Source organism: Trabulsiella odontotermitis (genome assembly GCF_001188485.1).
Taxonomy (GTDB): domain Bacteria; phylum Pseudomonadota; class Gammaproteobacteria; order Enterobacterales; family Enterobacteriaceae; genus Trabulsiella; species Trabulsiella odontotermitis_A.
Window position 1 is genome coordinate 23,862 of record NZ_JNGH01000119.1, and the last position, 17,729, is coordinate 41,590.

Here is a 17,729-nt window from a genome sequence, read left to right on the forward strand (position 1 = left end):
TCAATTACAGGAAAATATAACTTCTAATTCAATGAGTTGATATCGCCAGATGTCACATTGTTTTTAATTTCAAAAACGCTAACAAAAGTTAATAAAGTATCTTCTGTCTTATAGAATGTGTATTTTTAATCCCAAAGGAGTAGTCCGGAAATAACTGGATACATATATTAAAACGATAATAGTAGCAATGGATACTGCTACATCTTAGGGATAAGCACATTCTGTGAGCTGATAATATGTTCATGATTTTCATAAAGATACAACAAAAGCCACTGAGTCTGCCTCTGCTCGCCTTTTTCAAAACTGCCCATCGCCAGAGAGTCATGCTCCCTGAAAACACCATAAAAGCCGATAAGAACGATCATGGATGTCATGAGAAGTCCTTATTCAATATTTACAAATTAATCACGCTTTCAGACGGAACGAATATTGGCCAGGCTCTGCACCCAATTCACAAAAAACAGAACATGGCTGTGATCTATTTATCAAAATTGGATAGTTTTATCGCGAGGGTAAATAAATGCTATTTAGTATACAACTTCTCATAATATTAATATGTTTGTTTTATGGTGCCAGAAAAGGCGGTATCGCGCTGGGTTTGTTAGGCGGTATCGGTCTGGTCATTCTGGTTTTCGTTTTCCATCTCGAACCCGGTAAACCGCCTGTTGACGTTATGCTGGTGATCATCGCCGTGGTCGCCGCCTCGGCAACCTTGCAGGCGTCGGGCGGGTTGGATGTCATGTTGCAGATCGCCGAGAAAATGCTGCGTCGCAACCCGAAATACGTCTCCATCGTCGCACCGTTCGTGACCTGTACACTGACTATCCTCTGCGGTACCGGGCACGTGGTCTACACCATTCTGCCGATCATTTATGATGTGGCGATCAAAAACAACATTCGTCCGGAACGCCCAATGGCGGCCAGTTCCATCGGCGCGCAAATGGGGATTATCGCCAGCCCGGTCTCCGTGGCAGTGGTTTCTCTGGTCGCTATGTTGGGTAACGTGACTTTCGAAGGCAAGCATCTGGAGTTCCTCGATCTGCTCGCTATCACTATCCCGTCCACGCTGATCGGTATCCTGGCGATCGGTATTTTCAGCTGGTTCCGCGGTAAGGATCTGGATAAAGACGAAGATTTCCAGAAATTCATCTCTGTGCCGGAAAACCATCACTATGTGTATGGTGACACCGCCACGCTGCTGGACAAAAAACTGCCGAAAAGCAACTGGCTGGCAATGTGGATCTTCCTCGGCTCCATCGCCGTGGTTTCCATCCTGGGTGCCTTCTCTGAACTGCGTCCTACGTTTGGTGGAAAAGCGCTGTCAATGGTGCTGGTCATCCAGATGTTCATGCTATTGACCGGGGCGCTGATTATCATCCTGACGAAAACCAACCCGGCGTCTATTTCTAAAAACGAAGTCTTCCGTTCCGGGATGATCGCGATTGTAGCGGTGTATGGTATCGCCTGGATGGCTGAAACCATGTTCGGCGCGCATATGTCTGAAATCCAGGGCGTACTGGGCGAAATGGTGAAAGAGTATCCATGGGCTTATGCGATTGTTCTGCTGCTGGTATCTAAGTTTGTTAACTCCCAGGCGGCCGCACTGGCGGCGATTGTTCCTGTCGCACTGGCTATCGGCGTCGATCCGGCGTACATCGTGGCGTCTGCCCCGGCGTGCTACGGCTACTACATTCTGCCGACTTACCCAAGCGATCTGGCGGCGATTCAGTTCGACCGCTCCGGAACCACCCGCATTGGCCGCTTTGTTATTAACCACAGCTTCATTCTGCCGGGTCTGATTGGCGTCAGCGTATCCTGCGTATTTGGCTGGATCTTTGCCGCTATGTACGGATTCCTGTAAGAAGCCTGTTTGTATTCACCGGGGCTGACTGGCGTGACAGCCGTCATGGCGATCGGCTCCGGTGAAAAGATGTCAGGAAAATGAAAATGGCAATCAAGAAAGAAAATACCGGCGTTGCTGGTGTGAAAAAAGATGAGAAGCAGGATACGCAGTTTTTGCTGGACTCCTTCATGCGCAAACATGCTTCTTACAAACAATACCGGTACCCCCTCTCACCACGAAAAAAAGCCGGGCATGAACAGCGCAGTTAACGACAGCGGGTTTCCGCTCACTTTCGCCTCCGTCAGTGGAGGCGCAGAACTGTGTGCATATCTGCCTGAATCATAAATAGCCACAACGATCAGTGAGAAAACAATGTCGAACAAACCCTTTCATTATCAGGATCCTTTTCCCCTTTCAAAGGATGACACCGAATACTACCTCCTCAGTTCCGATTATGTGTCCGTTGCAGAATTTGAAGGGCAGGAGATCCTCAAAGTAGACCCGCAGGCGCTGACCTTGCTCGCGCAACACGCCTTCCACGATGCCTCGTTTATGCTGCGCCCGGCGCATCAGCAGCAGGTGGCCGATATCCTCAGCGACCCGGATGCCAGCGAGAACGACAAATACGTCGCGCTGCAGTTCCTGCGCAACTCTGAAATCGCTGCGAAGGGCATTCTGCCGACCTGCCAGGACACCGGTACGGCGATCATCACCGGTAAAAAAGGCCAGCGCGTCTGGACCGGCGGCGGTGACGAAGCGGCACTGGCCCGTGGGGTGTACAACACCTATATCGAAGATAACCTGCGTTACTCGCAGAACGCGGCGCTGGACATGTACAAAGAGGTCAACACCGGCACCAACCTGCCGGCGCAGATTGACCTCTACAGCGTGGACGGCGACGAGTACAAATTCCTCGGGGTGTACAACACCTATATCGAAGATAACCTGCGTTACTCGCAGAACGCGGCGCTGGACATGTACAAGGAGGTTAACACCGGCACCAACCTGCCGGCGCAGATTGACCTCTACAGCGTGGACGGCGACGAGTACAAATTCCTCTGCATCGCCAAGGGCGGCGGCTCGGCCAACAAAACCTACCTGTATCAGGAAACCAAAGCGTTGCTGACGCCGGGTAAACTGAAAAACTACCTGGTTGAGAAAATGCGTACCCTCGGCACCGCGGCCTGCCCGCCGTACCATATCGCGTTTGTGATTGGCGGCACGTCTGCCGAATCGACGCTGAAAACCGTCAAGCTGGCCTCGACCAAATACTACGACGGTCTGCCGACGGAAGGTAACGAGCACGGCCAGGCGTTCCGCGATGTGCAGCTGGAAAAAGAGCTGCTGGAAGCGGCGCAGGATCTTGGTCTCGGCGCGCAGTTTGGCGGTAAATACTTTGCGCACGATGTCCGCGTTATCCGTCTGCCGCGCCACGGCGCCTCCTGCCCGGTGGGAAGCTGGCCTCGACCAAATACTACGACGGTCTGCCGACGGAAGGTAATGAGCACGGCCAGGCGTTCCGGGACGTGCAGCTGGAAAAAGAGCTGCTGGAAGCGGCGCAGGATCTTGGTCTCGGCGCACAGTTTGGTGGTAAATACTTTGCGCACGATGTCCGCGTTATCCGTCTGCCGCGCCACGGCGCCTCCTGCCCGGTGGGGATGGGCGTCTCCTGCTCGGCGGACCGCAACATCAAGGCGAAGATCAACCGTCACGGCATCTGGCTGGAAAAACTGGAAGATAACCCGGGCAAATACATCCCGGAATCGCTGCGTAAGGCGGGTGAGGGTGAAGCGGTGCGCGTGGATCTGAACCGTCCGATGAGCGAGATCCTCAACCAACTGTCGCAGTACCCGGTGTCCACGCGCCTGTCGCTGACCGGCACCATTATTGTCGGGCGCGATATCGCCCACGCGAAGCTGAAAGAGCGGATGGACAAAGGCGAGGGGCTGCCGCAGTACATCAAGGATCACCCGATCTACTACGCCGGTCCGGCCAAAACGCCGGAAGGGTACGCCTCCGGTTCGCTGGGGCCCACCACCGCAGGGCGTATGGATTCCTACGTCGATCAGCTCCAGTCCGAAGGCGGCAGCATGATCATGCTGGCGAAAGGCAACCGCAGCCAGCAGGTGACGGACGCCTGTCATAAGCACGGCGGTTTCTACCTCGGCAGCATTGGCGGCCCGGCGGCGGTACTGGCGCAGGGCAGTATCAAAAGCCTGGAATGCGTGGAATACCCGGAACTCGGCATGGAGGCTATCTGGAAAATCGAGGTGGAAGATTTCCCGGCGTTTATCCTGGTGGATGACAAAGGCAACGATTTCTTCCAGCAGATCCAGTCATCGCAGTGCACGCGCTGCGTGAAGTGAACAACATTGTTCTCCAGTTTGCTATTCTGACAGTGTAAAGAGACAGGCATTACAGGAGAACAATGATGGCAAACGTCTGCACGCTTGCATGGGTTCACGGCATCGTTCAGGGCGTCGGGTTTCGTTACAGTACGCAACGTGAAGCGCTGAAACTGGGGCTGACTGGCTACGCCCGCAATCTGGATGATGGCAGCGTCGAGGTGCTGGCCTGTGGCGACGCGCAACAGGTGGATGCGTTAATCGACTGGTTAAAAGCGGGAGGGCCGCGGAGCGCGCGGGGGNCAGCATGCGGATCGCCGGTGAGGTATTGAATTCGAGGTAAAACGCGCGCACAAAACGCACCACTTCCCAGTGTTCGGGGGAGAGGGCGATGCCTTCGTTTTCGGCGATGGTCGCGGCCATCGGCTCACTCCACTGCGTCGTGTCTTTCAGATAGCCTTCGCTATCGGTCTCAATTTCTTTGCCGTCAAAAATAAACATAAGTCTTCATAATCCAAACGAACTGGCGGCAGTGTAGCAAAAAAGAAAGCCCCGCATAAGCGGGGCTTGAGTGTCGAACGCTAACCGTTAGTCTCTGCTGGCGAACCCAAGAATGCTCAGCAGGCTGACAAAGATGTTGTACAGCGAGACATACAGGCTGACGGTGGCGCGAATGTAGTTAGTTTCGCCGCCGCGGATGATGTTGCTGGTCTCAAACAGGATGGCGCCTGAAGAAATCAGGATGAACACCGCGCTAATCGCCAGGTGCAGCGCCGGCAGTTGCAGGAAGATGTTCGCCACCATACCAATCAGCACCACCACGATGCCCGCCATCAGCATGCCGCCAAGGAAGGACATGTCTTTGCGGGTGGTCAGCACGTAGGCCGAGCAGCAGAAGAACACCAGCGCGGTACCGCCCAGCGCCATGCCGATCACATCGCCCATCCCGGCAGAGAGATAAGCATTAAGAATCGGACCCAGGATGTAACCCAGGAAGCCGGTAAAGGCGAAGGCCGCCAGGATACCGCTGGGTTTGTTTGCCAGCTTGTAGGTCAGGAACATCAGACCATACATGCCGACCAGCGTCAGGATCAGCCCCGGCGAAGGCAGCATCAGCACGGTGCTGGCCGTGGCCGTGATGGCAGAAAATGCCAGCGTCAGGCTGAGCAGAAAATAGGTATTACGCAGAACTTTATGCGTACTCAGCAGCGATGAACGATCGCGTGACGAGGTAATTATACGATCCATAAGTCACTCTCTTATGACAGATATCATTAACGAAGAAGCATAAAAAAACGAAAGAAAAAGCCCTAATGCTTTTACCCAACTTTACTGATTTCGCCCCGGCTATGAATAGCAGATTATTTCACCGTTAATCATAAATGCAGCATAAACGATTTTTTCATTTGGCGAAGCAGATCGACATCTTATAGGTTACTGAAAATTATTGCTTTATCACTATTCCACGTCTAAGAGTGGATGCAGTGTCGCAAAAATTTTCTGCATAAGGCAATGGATATGAAATCACCTAAACACAATCGCATTACGCAACGATTACTGACGACAGGGCTGCTGTGCGTGACATCGTCAGCTTTTGCCGCCACGGTGCCTGCGGGAACGGAGCTGGCGGCGGATCAGACGCTGGTCAGAAATAACGGCAGCGAGCCGTCGTCGCTCGACCCACACAAAGTCGAAAGTGATGTCGAAGCGAACATTATCAAGGATATGTTCGAAGGGCTGGTATCGGTCAATGTTGACGGTCAGGTCGAGCCGCGGTTGGCTGAAAAATGGGAAGAAGAAAACAATACCGTCTGGACCTTCCATTTACGCCCCGGCGTCACCTGGTCCGATGGCACCGCCATTACGGCGCAGGATATCGTCTGGAGCTGGCAGCGTCTGGTGGGTTCGCCGTACGCCACGTATCCGGCAAACATGCACATTGTTAATGCGGCAGAGATTGCCGATGGCAAAAAAGCCCCCGATACGCTGGGCGTGAAGGCGCTCAACGACACCACGCTGCAGGTGACGCTGACGCAGCCCAACGCGGCGTTTTTGCCGATGCTGGCACACCAGTCGATGGTGCCGGTCGATAAAATCCTGATTGCCCGTTTTGGCGATAAGTGGACGCAACCCGAGCATATCGTCACCAGCGGCCCGTATAAACTCTCACAGTGGGTGGTGAATGAGCGCATCATGGCGCAGCGTAACCCTCGCTACTGGGATGACGCGCATACGATTATCAATACCGTCACATACCTGCCGATTGCGTCTGAGACTGCTGATGTGAATCGCTATCGTGCGGGTGAGATTGACATTACCTCGACAGTGCCGATTAACCAGTTCGCCTCGCTAAAGAAAACGCTGGGCGATCAGGTCAATGTGAAGCCGCAGCTGGCGACCTATTACTACCAGTTCAACACCACCAAACCGCCGTTTAACGATCCGCGCGTGCGTCGGGCGCTGAATATGGCGCTGGATAAAGAGATCATTGCGCAAAAAGTGCTGGGGCAGGGGCAGCGTGCGGCCTGGCTGCTTAGCCAGTCCGATATTGGCGGCGTTAAATTGACTAACCCGGACTACGCCAGCTGGCCGATGGAAAAACGCATCAGCGAGGCGCAGAAGCTGCTGGAAGCAGCTGGCTTTGGCAAAGATCATCCGCTCACCTTCAACCTGCTGTACAACACGCAGGAATCGCACCAGCGTATCGCCATTGCCGCCAGCTCAATGTGGAAAAAGAACCTTGGTGTGGAGGTGAAACTGCAAAATCAGGAATGGAAGACCATGCTCGATAACATGCACACCGGCAATTTTGACGTGGTGCGATATGCCTGGATTGCTGACTATGACGACGCCTCGACGTTTCTGAACAATTTCCGTACCGGTGACAGTGAAAACACCAGCCGCTACAGTAGCCCGGCGTTCGATGAAGCGCTGATCAACGCGTCGAAAGCAAAAGACGTGGCAGAACGCGGAAAATACTACCAACAGGCAGAAGACAGCCTGGGACAGGATGTCCCGGCAATACCGGTTTACCACTACGTTCGCAGCCATCTGGTTAAGCCCTGGGTGGGAGGATTCAACCCGGATCAGCTCGGGTATTACTACACGAAGGACATGTACATCAAAAAACATTAAGCCTGATAGCGCGCTAAGATGCTGAATAACGGGTCAATGCGCTGCTATTTCAACCGAAAAACCGCATTTTGATGGTTTTTCAGGCAAACGATCAAAAACAGGCTTTACACGAAGAACAGGGATGTTTATAGTGCGCCTCATTCCGGAAGTGTGGCCGAGCGGTTGAAGGCACCGGTCTTGAAAACCGGCGACCCGAAAGGGTTCCAGAGTTCGAATCTCTGCGCTTCCGCCAGATTAAACAAGGGGTTACCGAAAGGTAACCCCTTTGTTTTTTGGGCTATTGGAATACAGTTCGAATATTTCTCCTGAATCGACGATTTTACTGCCTGACTGAATCCCTTTCCGACAAATGTGACCGGACAAATTACAAACGGGCAGATTATTCTCCGTCATGTATGATTGCCCCTTCATGGAGACGGTGGTGTGTCAGTTTTTTTCCCCTGTAAGACCTGAATTCGCTGCAGGGCTTTATCCAGTCCGTTAACCGGTAACTGCAGTTCAATTTTCTCAGCACCACCTCCTGAATTTTTGCCTGTCAGCGTCCATTTATTAGCTTTCATCAGTATCTTCACCTGCTCTTTATCCCACTGAACAGGAACGACACACCCTTCCGGTACACACGTACTGAACTTCAGCGTATCCAGATTCTTATCATCAGCAGACAGCCTGACGCCTTCTGCAAGCGCCAGTCCAAATGGCAGAGTCAGTTTTCCGGTTAAGGACGTCTCCGGATCACCGCTCAGTTCAGCGGAGAGTACTCTGGCGCCCGCATTTGTCTGCAACTGCAGGGCAGAGCAGACAGTCCCTGCTGTGTCCGTATTTTCCTGACAGATAACCATCCAGTTTCCATAACGCTCCTGAAGTACCACAGCATCGGCACCATCGGGCAAAACGGCCTGAGCCTGAAATCCTGCGGACATATAAATTAACGCTACTCCGGTTAATAAACGTTTCATTCATTCCTCTGTTTTTATATTGTCGTTACCCTGTCCCCGGATAACAGAACCTGACCATGGAGCCGGTAATTCCGGCCCCTGGTCCCCGGTGGCTTATTTTCCGTGACTTACCAGTTGTATTTCACCCCCAGCATGCCCTGGGTGTTGCTGTAGCCTTTGTCACCCATCTGCACGCCAACACTGCCCCAGACGCTCAGGCGATCGTTCAGCTTGCCTTCCACACCGGTACGCACTTCACCCAGGTTGCGGGCACCGTCACGACTCACCGTCGTTCCGTCCATCTTCACACCAAAGGCCTGGGTGTTGTGGATCCAGTTCACTTCCACGAACGGCTGGAACTCACGCTGTTTACCGTCATCCATTTTATGGTGACTGTTCAGGTATGTTCTTACGCCGAGACGCGTCTGGATATTGCCGTCGCCCTGCGTTTCGATGCGGGTGCCGTCGTGCCGGGTGTGCGCGTTATCCTTCACGCCCATCCAGGTGACCTGTGCCTGCGGCTGTACGTACCAGGTGTTCAGCGTGCCCTGGCTGCCGTAAAATTCACCGGCTTTCAGGGTATAACCGGCTTCCAGCGAGGCGGTCAGCCCTTTAGATTTGTACTCATCGCGCTCACGGTTGTCGGCGGTCACGCTGCTGTCGAACCAGTTGTACAGCATCCAGCTGTCCACATACGCCCCGGTTTTGTCCGCGTCATTCTGGTACCAGGTGCCGTACAGACCGGCACTGTAACCGCTGACGCGTCCGTCTGAGCCGTAACCGGCGCGGTCGCTGCGGGTGTTGCTGTGCTCATTGGCATAGCCACCCATCACGCCCAGATGCCAGCGGTCAAGGCCGTCGGTGCTCCACTGCGCGATATCGCCGCCCAGCTGCAGCACATAGCGGTTGCTCTGTGTCTTCAACTGACCGTCACCGGCAGAAGAACGCTCGTGGCCGCCGACGTGGCGCATCCACATGCTGCTGACATTGTCATTGCCGTTATGCAGGGCGTCGGTGTACTGCGGTTCGCCGAGACGGTCGTGCAGGCGGTGGTTAAACAGCGTGTTGGCCGCCGCGATGTTGCTGATATAGCTGCCCGCTTCCGGGCGCAGCGCGTCCGGCGCAGTCGGGTCGACCACCGGCGGTTTAACCGGGTCCTGCGGCGGAACAGCACCGTTCCATTTACTGGTCAGATACCAGTTCTTCGCTGCATCACCCGTTCCTTTCGCCAGCGTATAGACATACGCCCCGGCTTCCACGGTACCCTTCGTTAATGCAAAGTTACCGGCTGAGTTTCCATCCACCTGCACCAGTTCAATGCCGTTTACCGTCTGTGCACCGCTGCCGCCCACGTTATTCACCTCAACCCGGGTGCTGCCACTGGTGTCACCGTGCACAGTCAGTTTGTCCGTCGGCGAGTCATCACCGTTAAGTACCGTGTTAAGAGCCAGCAGACCGTCCTTGCCGGTATAGTTACCGTTGACCACTAACTGGTTGCCCGTTTTGCTGCCGGCAAGGTTCAGTGTGCCGCTACTGGTCAGGTTACCGCCCAGTGTAAGCAGGCCAGCCGCCGCCGCTTCATGGCCGGGCAGGGCATTCATGGCACTGAGGGTGCCGCTGTTCACGACGTTGCCGCCCACCAGACCCTGTCCGCCCAGCATACCGCCGGATGCCACCGTCACATCACCGGCACCCGCGCCACCCAGTACCGTCTCAGGCGACGCCAGTACTATTGTGGCACCGTCAGCCACCGCCACGCCGGCTGTCATGTCACCGTTCGTACTTTCCACTGTCAGGACACCGTTGTTCACATTAAGCTGACCGCCCCCGGTTATTTCTCCCTGTACGCTGCCACCCTGTGACAGATTCAGCGTCCCGTCATTCAGTGCCAGCGTCCCGTTCTGCGCGGTATTCAGGCGTCCGGCTGACTGGGTGGTGCCGTTAAGGTCCGCTTTCGCACCGCTGTTAATCGCCAGCGTCGCGGTGCCACCCAGCGCACCGTCCACATCAGTACGCAGGGTACCACTGAGCACAGTGGTGTCACCGGTGTAGTCGTTACCGCTGCTGGAGAGCGACAGCACATCACCGCCCGTCGTACTGATAGCGAGGTTACCGCTACCCGTGATGCGGGCAGACTGGTCTGCGGCCGCACCGGTGGCTCCCGGTGTCCCGTCGAGCGTCAGGGTCTGGTCCTGCAGGATTTCCAGCGCTTTCAGACCGTAATTCACATACAGACCATCCTCGCTGCCGGTGGTCCCGGTGGTGGTGAGACGGAAGTCCCAGGTGCCTTTTGCCACCGTGTTACCGCCCTGGACGATATCCACTTCTGTGGCATCACTGATAGTGTTGCCGTTCTGGCCCTGCAGTATCAGATTACCGCCACTGCCGGTGACCTGCGTGGCGCTGACCAGTGGGTCATCAGGGACGCCCGGGCGTCAGTCTCATGGTCAGGAACATAGGTTTCAGGGATGATAATCTGCACCGTGCCGTTACCGGATGCATCCAGCGTGTCGACAGTTACATGGCTGTCAGCCATTTTCCCGTCAGGCGCCATCGCGTTAAACACCATCTCACCACCGGCAAACGCGAGACCACCGATGGTCTGCTCCCCGTCTGCCACTGTAGTGATACTACCGACATTCGCTTTCAGAATGGCGCTGGTCAGGGCAGAAGTGTTCACGCCACTCAGATCCAGTGTCGCATTGTTCAGGTCAACGGTTCCGGTAAAGGCGTTGCCTGCTGTTGATGAGAAGTTAAATGCCTCGCCCGCCGTATCCACCTGCAGCACACCGGCACCGGTCAGGACATTCTGCAGGGTAAACGCGCCTGCGGTGGCGAGATCAATCAACCCGTTGTCGTTCAGGGTGGCTGTCGCTGGCAGTGTGGCGTCAGTGACGTGCAGCGTGCTGCCGGTCTGTACATCGTATGTACCGGTAAACGGACTGCCGGCGTCCGTGACCGTCACTTCCGCATTGTCGGTCAGGGCTACCGTTCCGGCTCCGGTGACCCGGCTGTCCAGGTCGCCGTCATAGGCATCCAGTGACAGGATACCGGTGTTATGGGTACTGACCGTGGCTGTTCCCGTGTTCTCCGTCCCGGAGGCATGCAGTTGGGTCCCATCTGTAACATCCCAGGTCCCGGTAAACAGGCGGTTATCCGCTGTCGCCATCACATCCGTTGCGTTATTCAGCGATACGATCCCCTCTCCGCTGAGACGGTTCGCGAGCGACCCCGTGACACCGTCCAGCGTCAGGGTGCCGTTATCCTTAATATCACCGGTACCTGCGCCCTGTGCATCATTCATCACCACTTGCGCGCCATTGCTGATGGCGGTAGTCGCGCTCAGGTCACCGTTGGCACCGTCAATCGTCAGCGTGCCGCCGGTGACATTCAGACTACCGGCACCGGTCAGGCTGCCGTTGCTGTAACCGCCACTGGACAGGTTCAGCGCACCGCCGTTAATGTTGAGGACGGAATCGACATCACCCGCCAGTTGACCGGCAGTTTGCTCAGTACCGTTCAGGTCAGCCTTCGCAGTACTGTAGATATGCAGCTCACGGGTGTCACCCAGCGCACCGTCAGCATCCGTCCGCAATGTCCCTGCCTGTACCTGTGTGGTCCCGCTGTAGTCGTTAAGACCATTTGACAGGGAAACCTGTCCGGCTGTACTGATGGCAAGATGACCGGTACCGGATATTTTCGCCGACAGGTCCGCATCTGCACCGCTGGCTCCCGCGAACTCAGCCAGCGTCAGGGTCTGCCCGGCACGGATATCCACTTCCTTCAGACCATAATTCACATACAGACCGTCTCCCGGCGCCGTGGTCAGGCGGATACCGTACTGACCGTCAGCCACAACCGTGCCGTTCTGTGCGATGGCAATGCTCTCGTCGGTGCCAGTGGCATTCCCGTTCTGGTCGGTGAGCGTCAGAGCGCCGCCGGAGCCGATGACCGTGTCTGCCTGTACCAGCTGAATACCCGGCCTTGTATCATCCTGCTGCAACAGGTTCAGGCGGGTATCCGGGTCTGCCGTCAGACCCGGGTCATTCCATGGGTCGGTGAGTGTCACCTGAACATTGCCGATTCCGTTCGCCTGAAAATCACGACCGTTGCGGCTGAAGGTGCCTGCACCGGCAACCAGCGTTCCCGTCTTCAGGACGCCATCAGACTGTGCGGCACCCGGCAGGGAAATATCCAGCGCCAGCGTACCACCATTGAAAGCCAGTCCGTCCGTATGCTGAACCCCGCCGCTCACCATCGTGGTGTTACCGGCGCTGGTCATCAGCAGGGCCTGTGTCAGCGCCGCAGCATTATCTCCGGACAGGGCAAAGGTGCTGTCCTGCAGGTCCGCCGTGCCCGTAAAGGCCGTTCCGGTTGAGGAGGCAAACGAAAAGGTGTCGTCCGCAGACGCCAGGTCCACACTCAGCAGACCGCTGCCGGTGAGCACATTATTGAAAGTAAAGTTACCCGTACCGTCTGTCGTGGCACCGGCAACGTCCAGCGTACCTGGCGCGGCAATGTTCACCGCACTGGTGCCCAGACCAGTATTGCCCGTGGTGGACTGCACGGTAGTGGTGAGGACGCCACCGTTAATCTGTGTGGCACCGCTGAAGGTATTCTCTTTACTCAGGACCGTATGGCCTGCATCCTGCATCACAGTACCGTTGCCGGTAATCAGTGGGGTGAACTGGTAGCCACCCGCCGTGGTCGGGTCAGTCTCAGTATGATTAAACACCAGCGAGGCACTGCCAGCCCCCATGTTCACACTGTCTGCGCCGGTGATAACCCCGGCACCCGCTGCCGCATCGCCATGGGCCGCACCAATGTTGAGTGTGCCGGTGCTGCCAGTCTGCATCGCGATTTCCAGTGGGTTGTCGGTATCCAGCGTACCGTTGTTGCTCAGGGTGAGGGTGCCGGAGCCTGCCATTCCCAGATAAACGAGCGGGGATCGAAGCAGGGAGCCCGCGCCGTCTACAGTAATAGTACCTGAGGTGGTCGCCAGCACCCCGACGCCGGTGAGGCTGCTTTCAATGACCGCACCTCCGCTGCGTATATTAACGAAGCCTGTTCCTGCCTGTCCTACGGCCAGCCCCNCCCCCGGTTGGGTTGGGCCATTCAGTCCCCCAAGGATGAGGCCGGCATTGCTGTTTACGGTCCCCCCTTCAGTGATATTCAGGGTGCCGTTACCATACTTCCCGATGATTGACGAACCGCCGATATCGAGATGCCCCGCCTGATTGACGTTGATCAGACCCGTACCGCTGGCTTCTGCGCCGGCCGTAATGCTTTCAGCAGTGACGTTACCGCCAGCGTTAATATTGAGCGTCCCGGTTCCGGCATCGCCTACTATCAGCGGAAGCATGGTGCTGTTATCGACGGTCCACTGCCCGCCACTGCTGACAGTGACAGTGCCGTTACTGCCAGCATATTGCCCAAGCGTGCCGCCTTTTGACGTCATCAGGCCACCGTTACGGACCTGCACGTCACCGGTACCCATATACCCCACGGCCCAGACCGGGCCTGAGGCTACCCCGGTATTCAGTACGGCATCAGCACCGTCTACACTGACGGTACCTTCACCCCCGGCTGCCACCCCGACAACGAAGCTGTCTGTGTTTACCGTACCGTTCGCATCGATATTAAGAGAACCGGTTCCTGATAATCCCACTTCTGTCGCATTTGTGGTGTTGTTCCACACCGCGCCGGAACTGACGTTAACCGCACCGTTACCGCTGGCTGATTTACCAATGATACTCTGACCGCTGGCCTGCAATAACGCGCCATCGGTGAGCGTCACAGTACCGGTACCTGAATCACCCACAACCAGACTGTCTGCCAGCCACTGAGAATCGGCGCCATCCACTGTGACAGTGCCGTTACTGCCTGTACCTGCACCGACTGTACTGGTATCGCTGACACTTACCCTGCCACCATGTGTGATATCCACTGACCCCGTACCGGACTGAGCTACTGTCAGGTCAACGGTATTCAGTATCGAGTCAGTGCTGTCCACCGTCACGGAGCCATCGCCCGTCGCTGCATTTCCCAGAATAGTGGAGAATGACTCAACCGTACCGCCGTCATGAATGTTGATAGTGCCGGTTGCAGCATTGCCCACAATGAGGCTGGCACTCTGTCCTGCAGTTAATGCAGCGCTGTTCCAGACGGCACCGTTACTGACATCCACCGAGCCGTTACCGGCACCGGTATTACCCACAGCGCCGCCCTTGCTGGTCACTACGGCATTGTTGGTCAGAACCATTGTCCCGTTACCGGCCGCACCCGTGGTCAGACTGCCGGTCAGGTTCCACTGCGAACCCGCACCGTCCACTGTCACGGTACCGGTGCTGCCTGCCGCACTGCCTGTGATGCCAGATCCGGCACCGGTCGTGTTCACCACACCACCCTCAGTGATGGTGAGTGTGCCCTGACCACTGGCGCCTGTGGTCAGCGATGTCGTGTTCATCACGGCATCCACACCGCTGACATTTACCGTACCCACACCCGCCGCAGCGTTGCCGATAGTGGTGTTACCCGCCGTCACCGTACCGGTCGTGTTGACATTAAGAATACCTGTACCCGCATCACCCACCTTCAGCGCNTCAGTGATGGTGAGTTCACCCTCACCATTCATTCCCATTATCAGGGCTGCAGTATTCAGTACGGCATCTTCACCATCTACATTTACAGCACCGACACCGGTCGCCGCATAGCCTATATTGGTATTGCCAGCCGTGACGGTAGCGGTGGTGTTGATATTGAGAGTACCGGAGCCGCCACTGCCCACCGTCAGCGTCTGTCCGGCACCAGCAGCATTTATTAGATTCCACTGTCCGCCACTACTGACATCAACGTCACCCTGGCTACCCGTATCCTGACTCACCACGCCAGCACCCATGCTGTCCACCATACCGCTGTCAGTAATGGTGAGAGTACCTGTACCTGCTCGTCCCACTGTCAGGGCCGCGGTGTTCAGCACGGCATCGGTTCCGGCCACCTTCACCACGCCAGTCCCCGTCACAGTGGCGCCAAGGGCGACAGTCCCGGCAGTGACGCTGCCAGTGGTATTCACGTTGAGCGTACCCGACCCGTTTTGGCCCACATTCAGTGACTGTTTTGCTCCGCTGGCATTGATAAGATCCCACTGAGAATGACTGCTGACATTCACGGTACCCGCGCTGTTCGCGCTGTAGCTGGCATTGAGGGCATTACCGATATAGCTTGCACCGGCGCTCTGTACCAGACCACTGTTGGTAATGTTCAGTGTGCCAACGCCCACGTAACCATTGCTGCCGACGTTCAGGGCGACGGTATTCAGCACCGCATTAGTACCATCCACATTCACGATGCCTGTGCCAGCATCACCATAATAGCCGCTGCCAATATGTGTGGCCCCGGCAGTGACGCTGCTGTCGGCATGGATATTGAGTGTGCCCGTGCCGCCGCCGCCAACTTTCAGACCCTGAAGTACGCCACTGGCATTAACGGCATTCACGGTGGTTCCACCACTCACATCCAATATGCCTGTGCTGCCTTTTTGCGCGCCAAGCGTGATGCCGCCACCGGCAGTCATCAGCGCACCATCAGATAATGTCACGGTACCAGAACCCTGAAGTCCAATGTTCGTCGTCGATGTCGTCGTCCAGGTGGAGCCATTACCCTCTACCGTAACGCTGGCGATATCCGAAGCAAGCCTGCCAACGTTAATGGTATAAGTACTCAATGCCCCCCCATTAGTGACCTGTATGGCGGTAGGATCTGCCTGGTTTTTGCCTTCCATATAAAAGGTTCCGCCCGTGCTGAGACGGGAACCTGCGCCATCAATCGTAATGAGAGTATGGGAGGTCGCGTCATTAGTCCGCATTTGACCACCTGCCGTAAGATTTACGACACCTCCGTTTGTGATGGCTATTGTAGGCGTGGTGCCGGTAACGGACCCCATGAAAAAGTTGCCACTGTCCGTCCATACGGAACCAGCACCGTCCACCGTCACCGTACCATTGATCGTATCCCCGGAACTGCCGTGAGTAACAACATTGCCTCCGTCGGTGATGGCCGTTAAGCCGCCGGCAGCCACATTAAAATTTCCGGAGGTCAGTCTGGAGTCTGTACCGTCGACCCTGAGCGTGCCGCCGCTGCTTACATTGGTTGGGCTAAGATTACTTAAGCCGATGACTTGTCCGCCATCGGTGATAGCGAGGTCACCATTAATCAGCAGGCCACCGTTTGCGTATGACAAACTGGAACCTGTACCCTCAATAGTGATTTCACCGCCAGCACCTACTGACGTACCGCTATTACCGGTAATCACTGAACTCCCCCCGGAGATGTTCAGCGTTCCCGTGCCTGCACTGCCCACTATCAGTTTTTGTCCTGATAAATTCCACTGGCTGCCACCGCTGACATCAACCACACCTTTGCTGCCCGCAAGTAATCCAATCGTGCTGCCGGCAGTGCTGTTTACAACACCACCGTTCGTAATGGTTAACATCCCCTCGCCGGCATGTCCCACTGTCATGGCAGTCGTGTTCAGTACCGAGCCGGTGCCATCTACCGTGATGGTTCCCGAGCCTCCGGCTGACAATCCAGCTGTACTGGCGCCACCCGTGACGGTGCCACCATTACTGATGGTGAGGTCTCCCGTCCCGCCACTGGTACTGCCCACAATAATGCTTCCGGCATCTGCATAAGGATTATCCTGGGTGACAGTCAGATTAGGGGTACCCAGACTGCTGTCCACGACCAGGTCAGCAAAGGCGATACCGGGCAGGGCCATCAATACCAGGAGAGAAAGCACGCTGATTCGTGAAGGAAGACGGTGTGCAAAGGAGATATCGTTTACACAGGTAATAGTGTGGGGCGTCTGGCTTACGGATGATACCTGTTGTTTACCGTTCACCAGTTCAGAGCAGACCTGAAAGACCCGTAGTGTGTTGTTCCAGATAACACGATAGATTTTGTTCATAATGGACATCCCTTATACATCCCAGTCCCTACCACACAGGTATCTGTTCTGTAAGAATCCTGCACCACCGAGCTCAAACCACGATGTGATGCGATTATTACTATTTCCGGAGAGCGTCTCCGGCGTGATTCCGGGGTCTGCGATCCACACCCGCGTTCCCGGATAAACACTGAAAAAGGGCTATTTGTTTTATTCATGTTCTATTGTTGTTAATGCTGTTAAATAATTTTTTATTAAATTGATTTATAAATATTTGTATTTAAAAGAGCAGGTTTCGACCGTGTCAGGAGGAATGACGTCAGCACTTCAGCGTCTATTTCTGAAGCGCAATAGCTATTGCCTGAGGATGAAATATATTAGGTTGTGGTTCTGGTTAATCTCCCCATGCAAGACCGCGATGGATAAATTAAGAAACGTGAACAAGACGTTGTTTTAGCGGCCTTCTGGAATGGGTGTTGCAAAAGAAGGTGGCTATCTGATTGAAAGTAATGTAATTTTCTTCAGAG

At 55.4% G+C, this 17,729-nt stretch carries 7 protein-coding genes, 1 tRNA gene and 5 pseudogenes; 7 read left to right on the forward strand and 6 right to left on the reverse strand.

Annotated features, from left to right (window positions below):
- Positions 1-197 precede the first annotated feature (197 nt).
- Complete coding sequence (locus tag GM30_RS26425) at positions 198-374, reverse strand: hypothetical protein (RefSeq protein ID WP_155484021.1); 177 nt, start codon at positions 372-374, stop codon at positions 198-200.
- A 146-nt stretch (positions 375-520) separates the two neighbouring features.
- Here GM30_RS26425 and dcuB point away from each other — a divergent pair, with 146 nt between their 5' ends.
- From dcuB to yccX, 5 genes and pseudogenes are all read left to right on the forward strand, one after another.
- A complete protein-coding gene (dcuB, locus tag GM30_RS20900) occupies positions 521-1,861 on the forward strand; it encodes an anaerobic C4-dicarboxylate transporter DcuB (RefSeq protein WP_049850161.1) in 1,341 nt (446 codons plus the stop codon).
- An 86-nt stretch (positions 1,862-1,947) separates the two neighbouring features.
- Positions 1,948-2,112, forward strand: coding sequence for a hypothetical protein (locus GM30_RS26430; RefSeq protein WP_155484022.1), 165 nt, complete (start codon positions 1,948-1,950; stop codon positions 2,110-2,112).
- A 103-nt stretch (positions 2,113-2,215) separates the two neighbouring features.
- Positions 2,216-3,298, forward strand: a pseudogene (locus tag GM30_RS27450) (fumarate hydratase); the annotation flags it as partial.
- A gap of 101 nt (positions 3,299-3,399) precedes the next feature.
- Positions 3,400-4,209, forward strand: a pseudogene (locus GM30_RS20910) (FumA C-terminus/TtdB family hydratase beta subunit); the annotation flags it as partial.
- A 65-nt stretch (positions 4,210-4,274) separates the two neighbouring features.
- A pseudogene (gene yccX / locus GM30_RS20915) lies at positions 4,275-4,487 on the forward strand (acylphosphatase); the annotation flags it as partial.
- Here the strand turns inward: yccX and GM30_RS25050 are convergent.
- Positions 4,483-4,689 (reverse strand): annotated as a pseudogene (locus tag GM30_RS25050) (TusE/DsrC/DsvC family sulfur relay protein); the annotation flags it as partial. The pseudogenes yccX and GM30_RS25050 overlap by 5 nt on opposite strands.
- Before the next feature lie 87 nt (positions 4,690-4,776).
- On the reverse strand, positions 4,777-5,436 hold the full coding sequence (gene yccA, locus GM30_RS20920) for an FtsH protease modulator YccA (protein WP_038154607.1): 660 nt from the start codon (positions 5,434-5,436) through the stop codon (positions 4,777-4,779).
- Between the two features lie 270 nt (positions 5,437-5,706).
- Between yccA and GM30_RS20925 the strand changes: the two genes are divergently transcribed.
- Together GM30_RS20925 and GM30_RS20930 are read left to right on the forward strand one after the other, a co-directional pair.
- Positions 5,707-7,323: an ABC transporter substrate-binding protein gene (locus GM30_RS20925; protein ID WP_049850163.1), complete on the forward strand. Its 1,617-nt coding sequence runs from the start codon at positions 5,707-5,709 to the stop codon at positions 7,321-7,323.
- 144 nt (positions 7,324-7,467) lie between these two features.
- Positions 7,468-7,555 (forward strand) — tRNA-Ser (locus GM30_RS20930).
- 175 nt (positions 7,556-7,730) lie between these two features.
- On the opposite strand, the gene GM30_RS20935 is transcribed toward GM30_RS20930, so the two are convergent.
- The 3 genes and pseudogenes from GM30_RS20935 to GM30_RS26440 all read right to left on the reverse strand — a co-directional run bounded on the left by GM30_RS20935 (position 7,731) and on the right by GM30_RS26440 (position 17,232).
- Positions 7,731-8,279, reverse strand: a complete 549-nt coding sequence (locus tag GM30_RS20935; protein WP_049850164.1) for an invasion associated locus B family protein — start codon at positions 8,277-8,279, stop codon at positions 7,731-7,733.
- Between the two features lie 107 nt (positions 8,280-8,386).
- Positions 8,387-10,234 (reverse strand): annotated as a pseudogene (locus GM30_RS26435) (autotransporter outer membrane beta-barrel domain-containing protein); the annotation flags it as partial.
- Between the two features lie 392 nt (positions 10,235-10,626).
- Positions 10,627-17,232 (reverse strand): ESPR-type extended signal peptide-containing protein, encoded by a 6,606-nt coding sequence (locus GM30_RS26440; protein ID WP_155484024.1) that lies wholly within the window; start codon positions 17,230-17,232, stop codon positions 10,627-10,629.
- Positions 17,233-17,729 lie beyond the last annotated feature (497 nt).

Coding starts and splice junctions, on each gene's coding strand:
- GM30_RS26425 (WP_155484021.1), bottom strand. CDS start 374: ATGACATCCATGATCGTTCTTATCGGCTTTTATGGTGTTTTCAGGGAG.
- dcuB (WP_049850161.1), top strand. CDS start 521: ATGCTATTTAGTATACAACTTCTCATAATATTAATATGTTTGTTTTAT.
- GM30_RS26430 (WP_155484022.1), top strand. CDS start 1,948: ATGGCAATCAAGAAAGAAAATACCGGCGTTGCTGGTGTGAAAAAAGAT.
- yccA (WP_038154607.1), bottom strand. CDS start 5,436: ATGGATCGTATAATTACCTCGTCACGCGATCGTTCATCGCTGCTGAGT.
- GM30_RS20925 (WP_049850163.1), top strand. CDS start 5,707: ATGAAATCACCTAAACACAATCGCATTACGCAACGATTACTGACGACA.
- GM30_RS20935 (WP_049850164.1), bottom strand. CDS start 8,279: ATGAAACGTTTATTAACCGGAGTAGCGTTAATTTATATGTCCGCAGGA.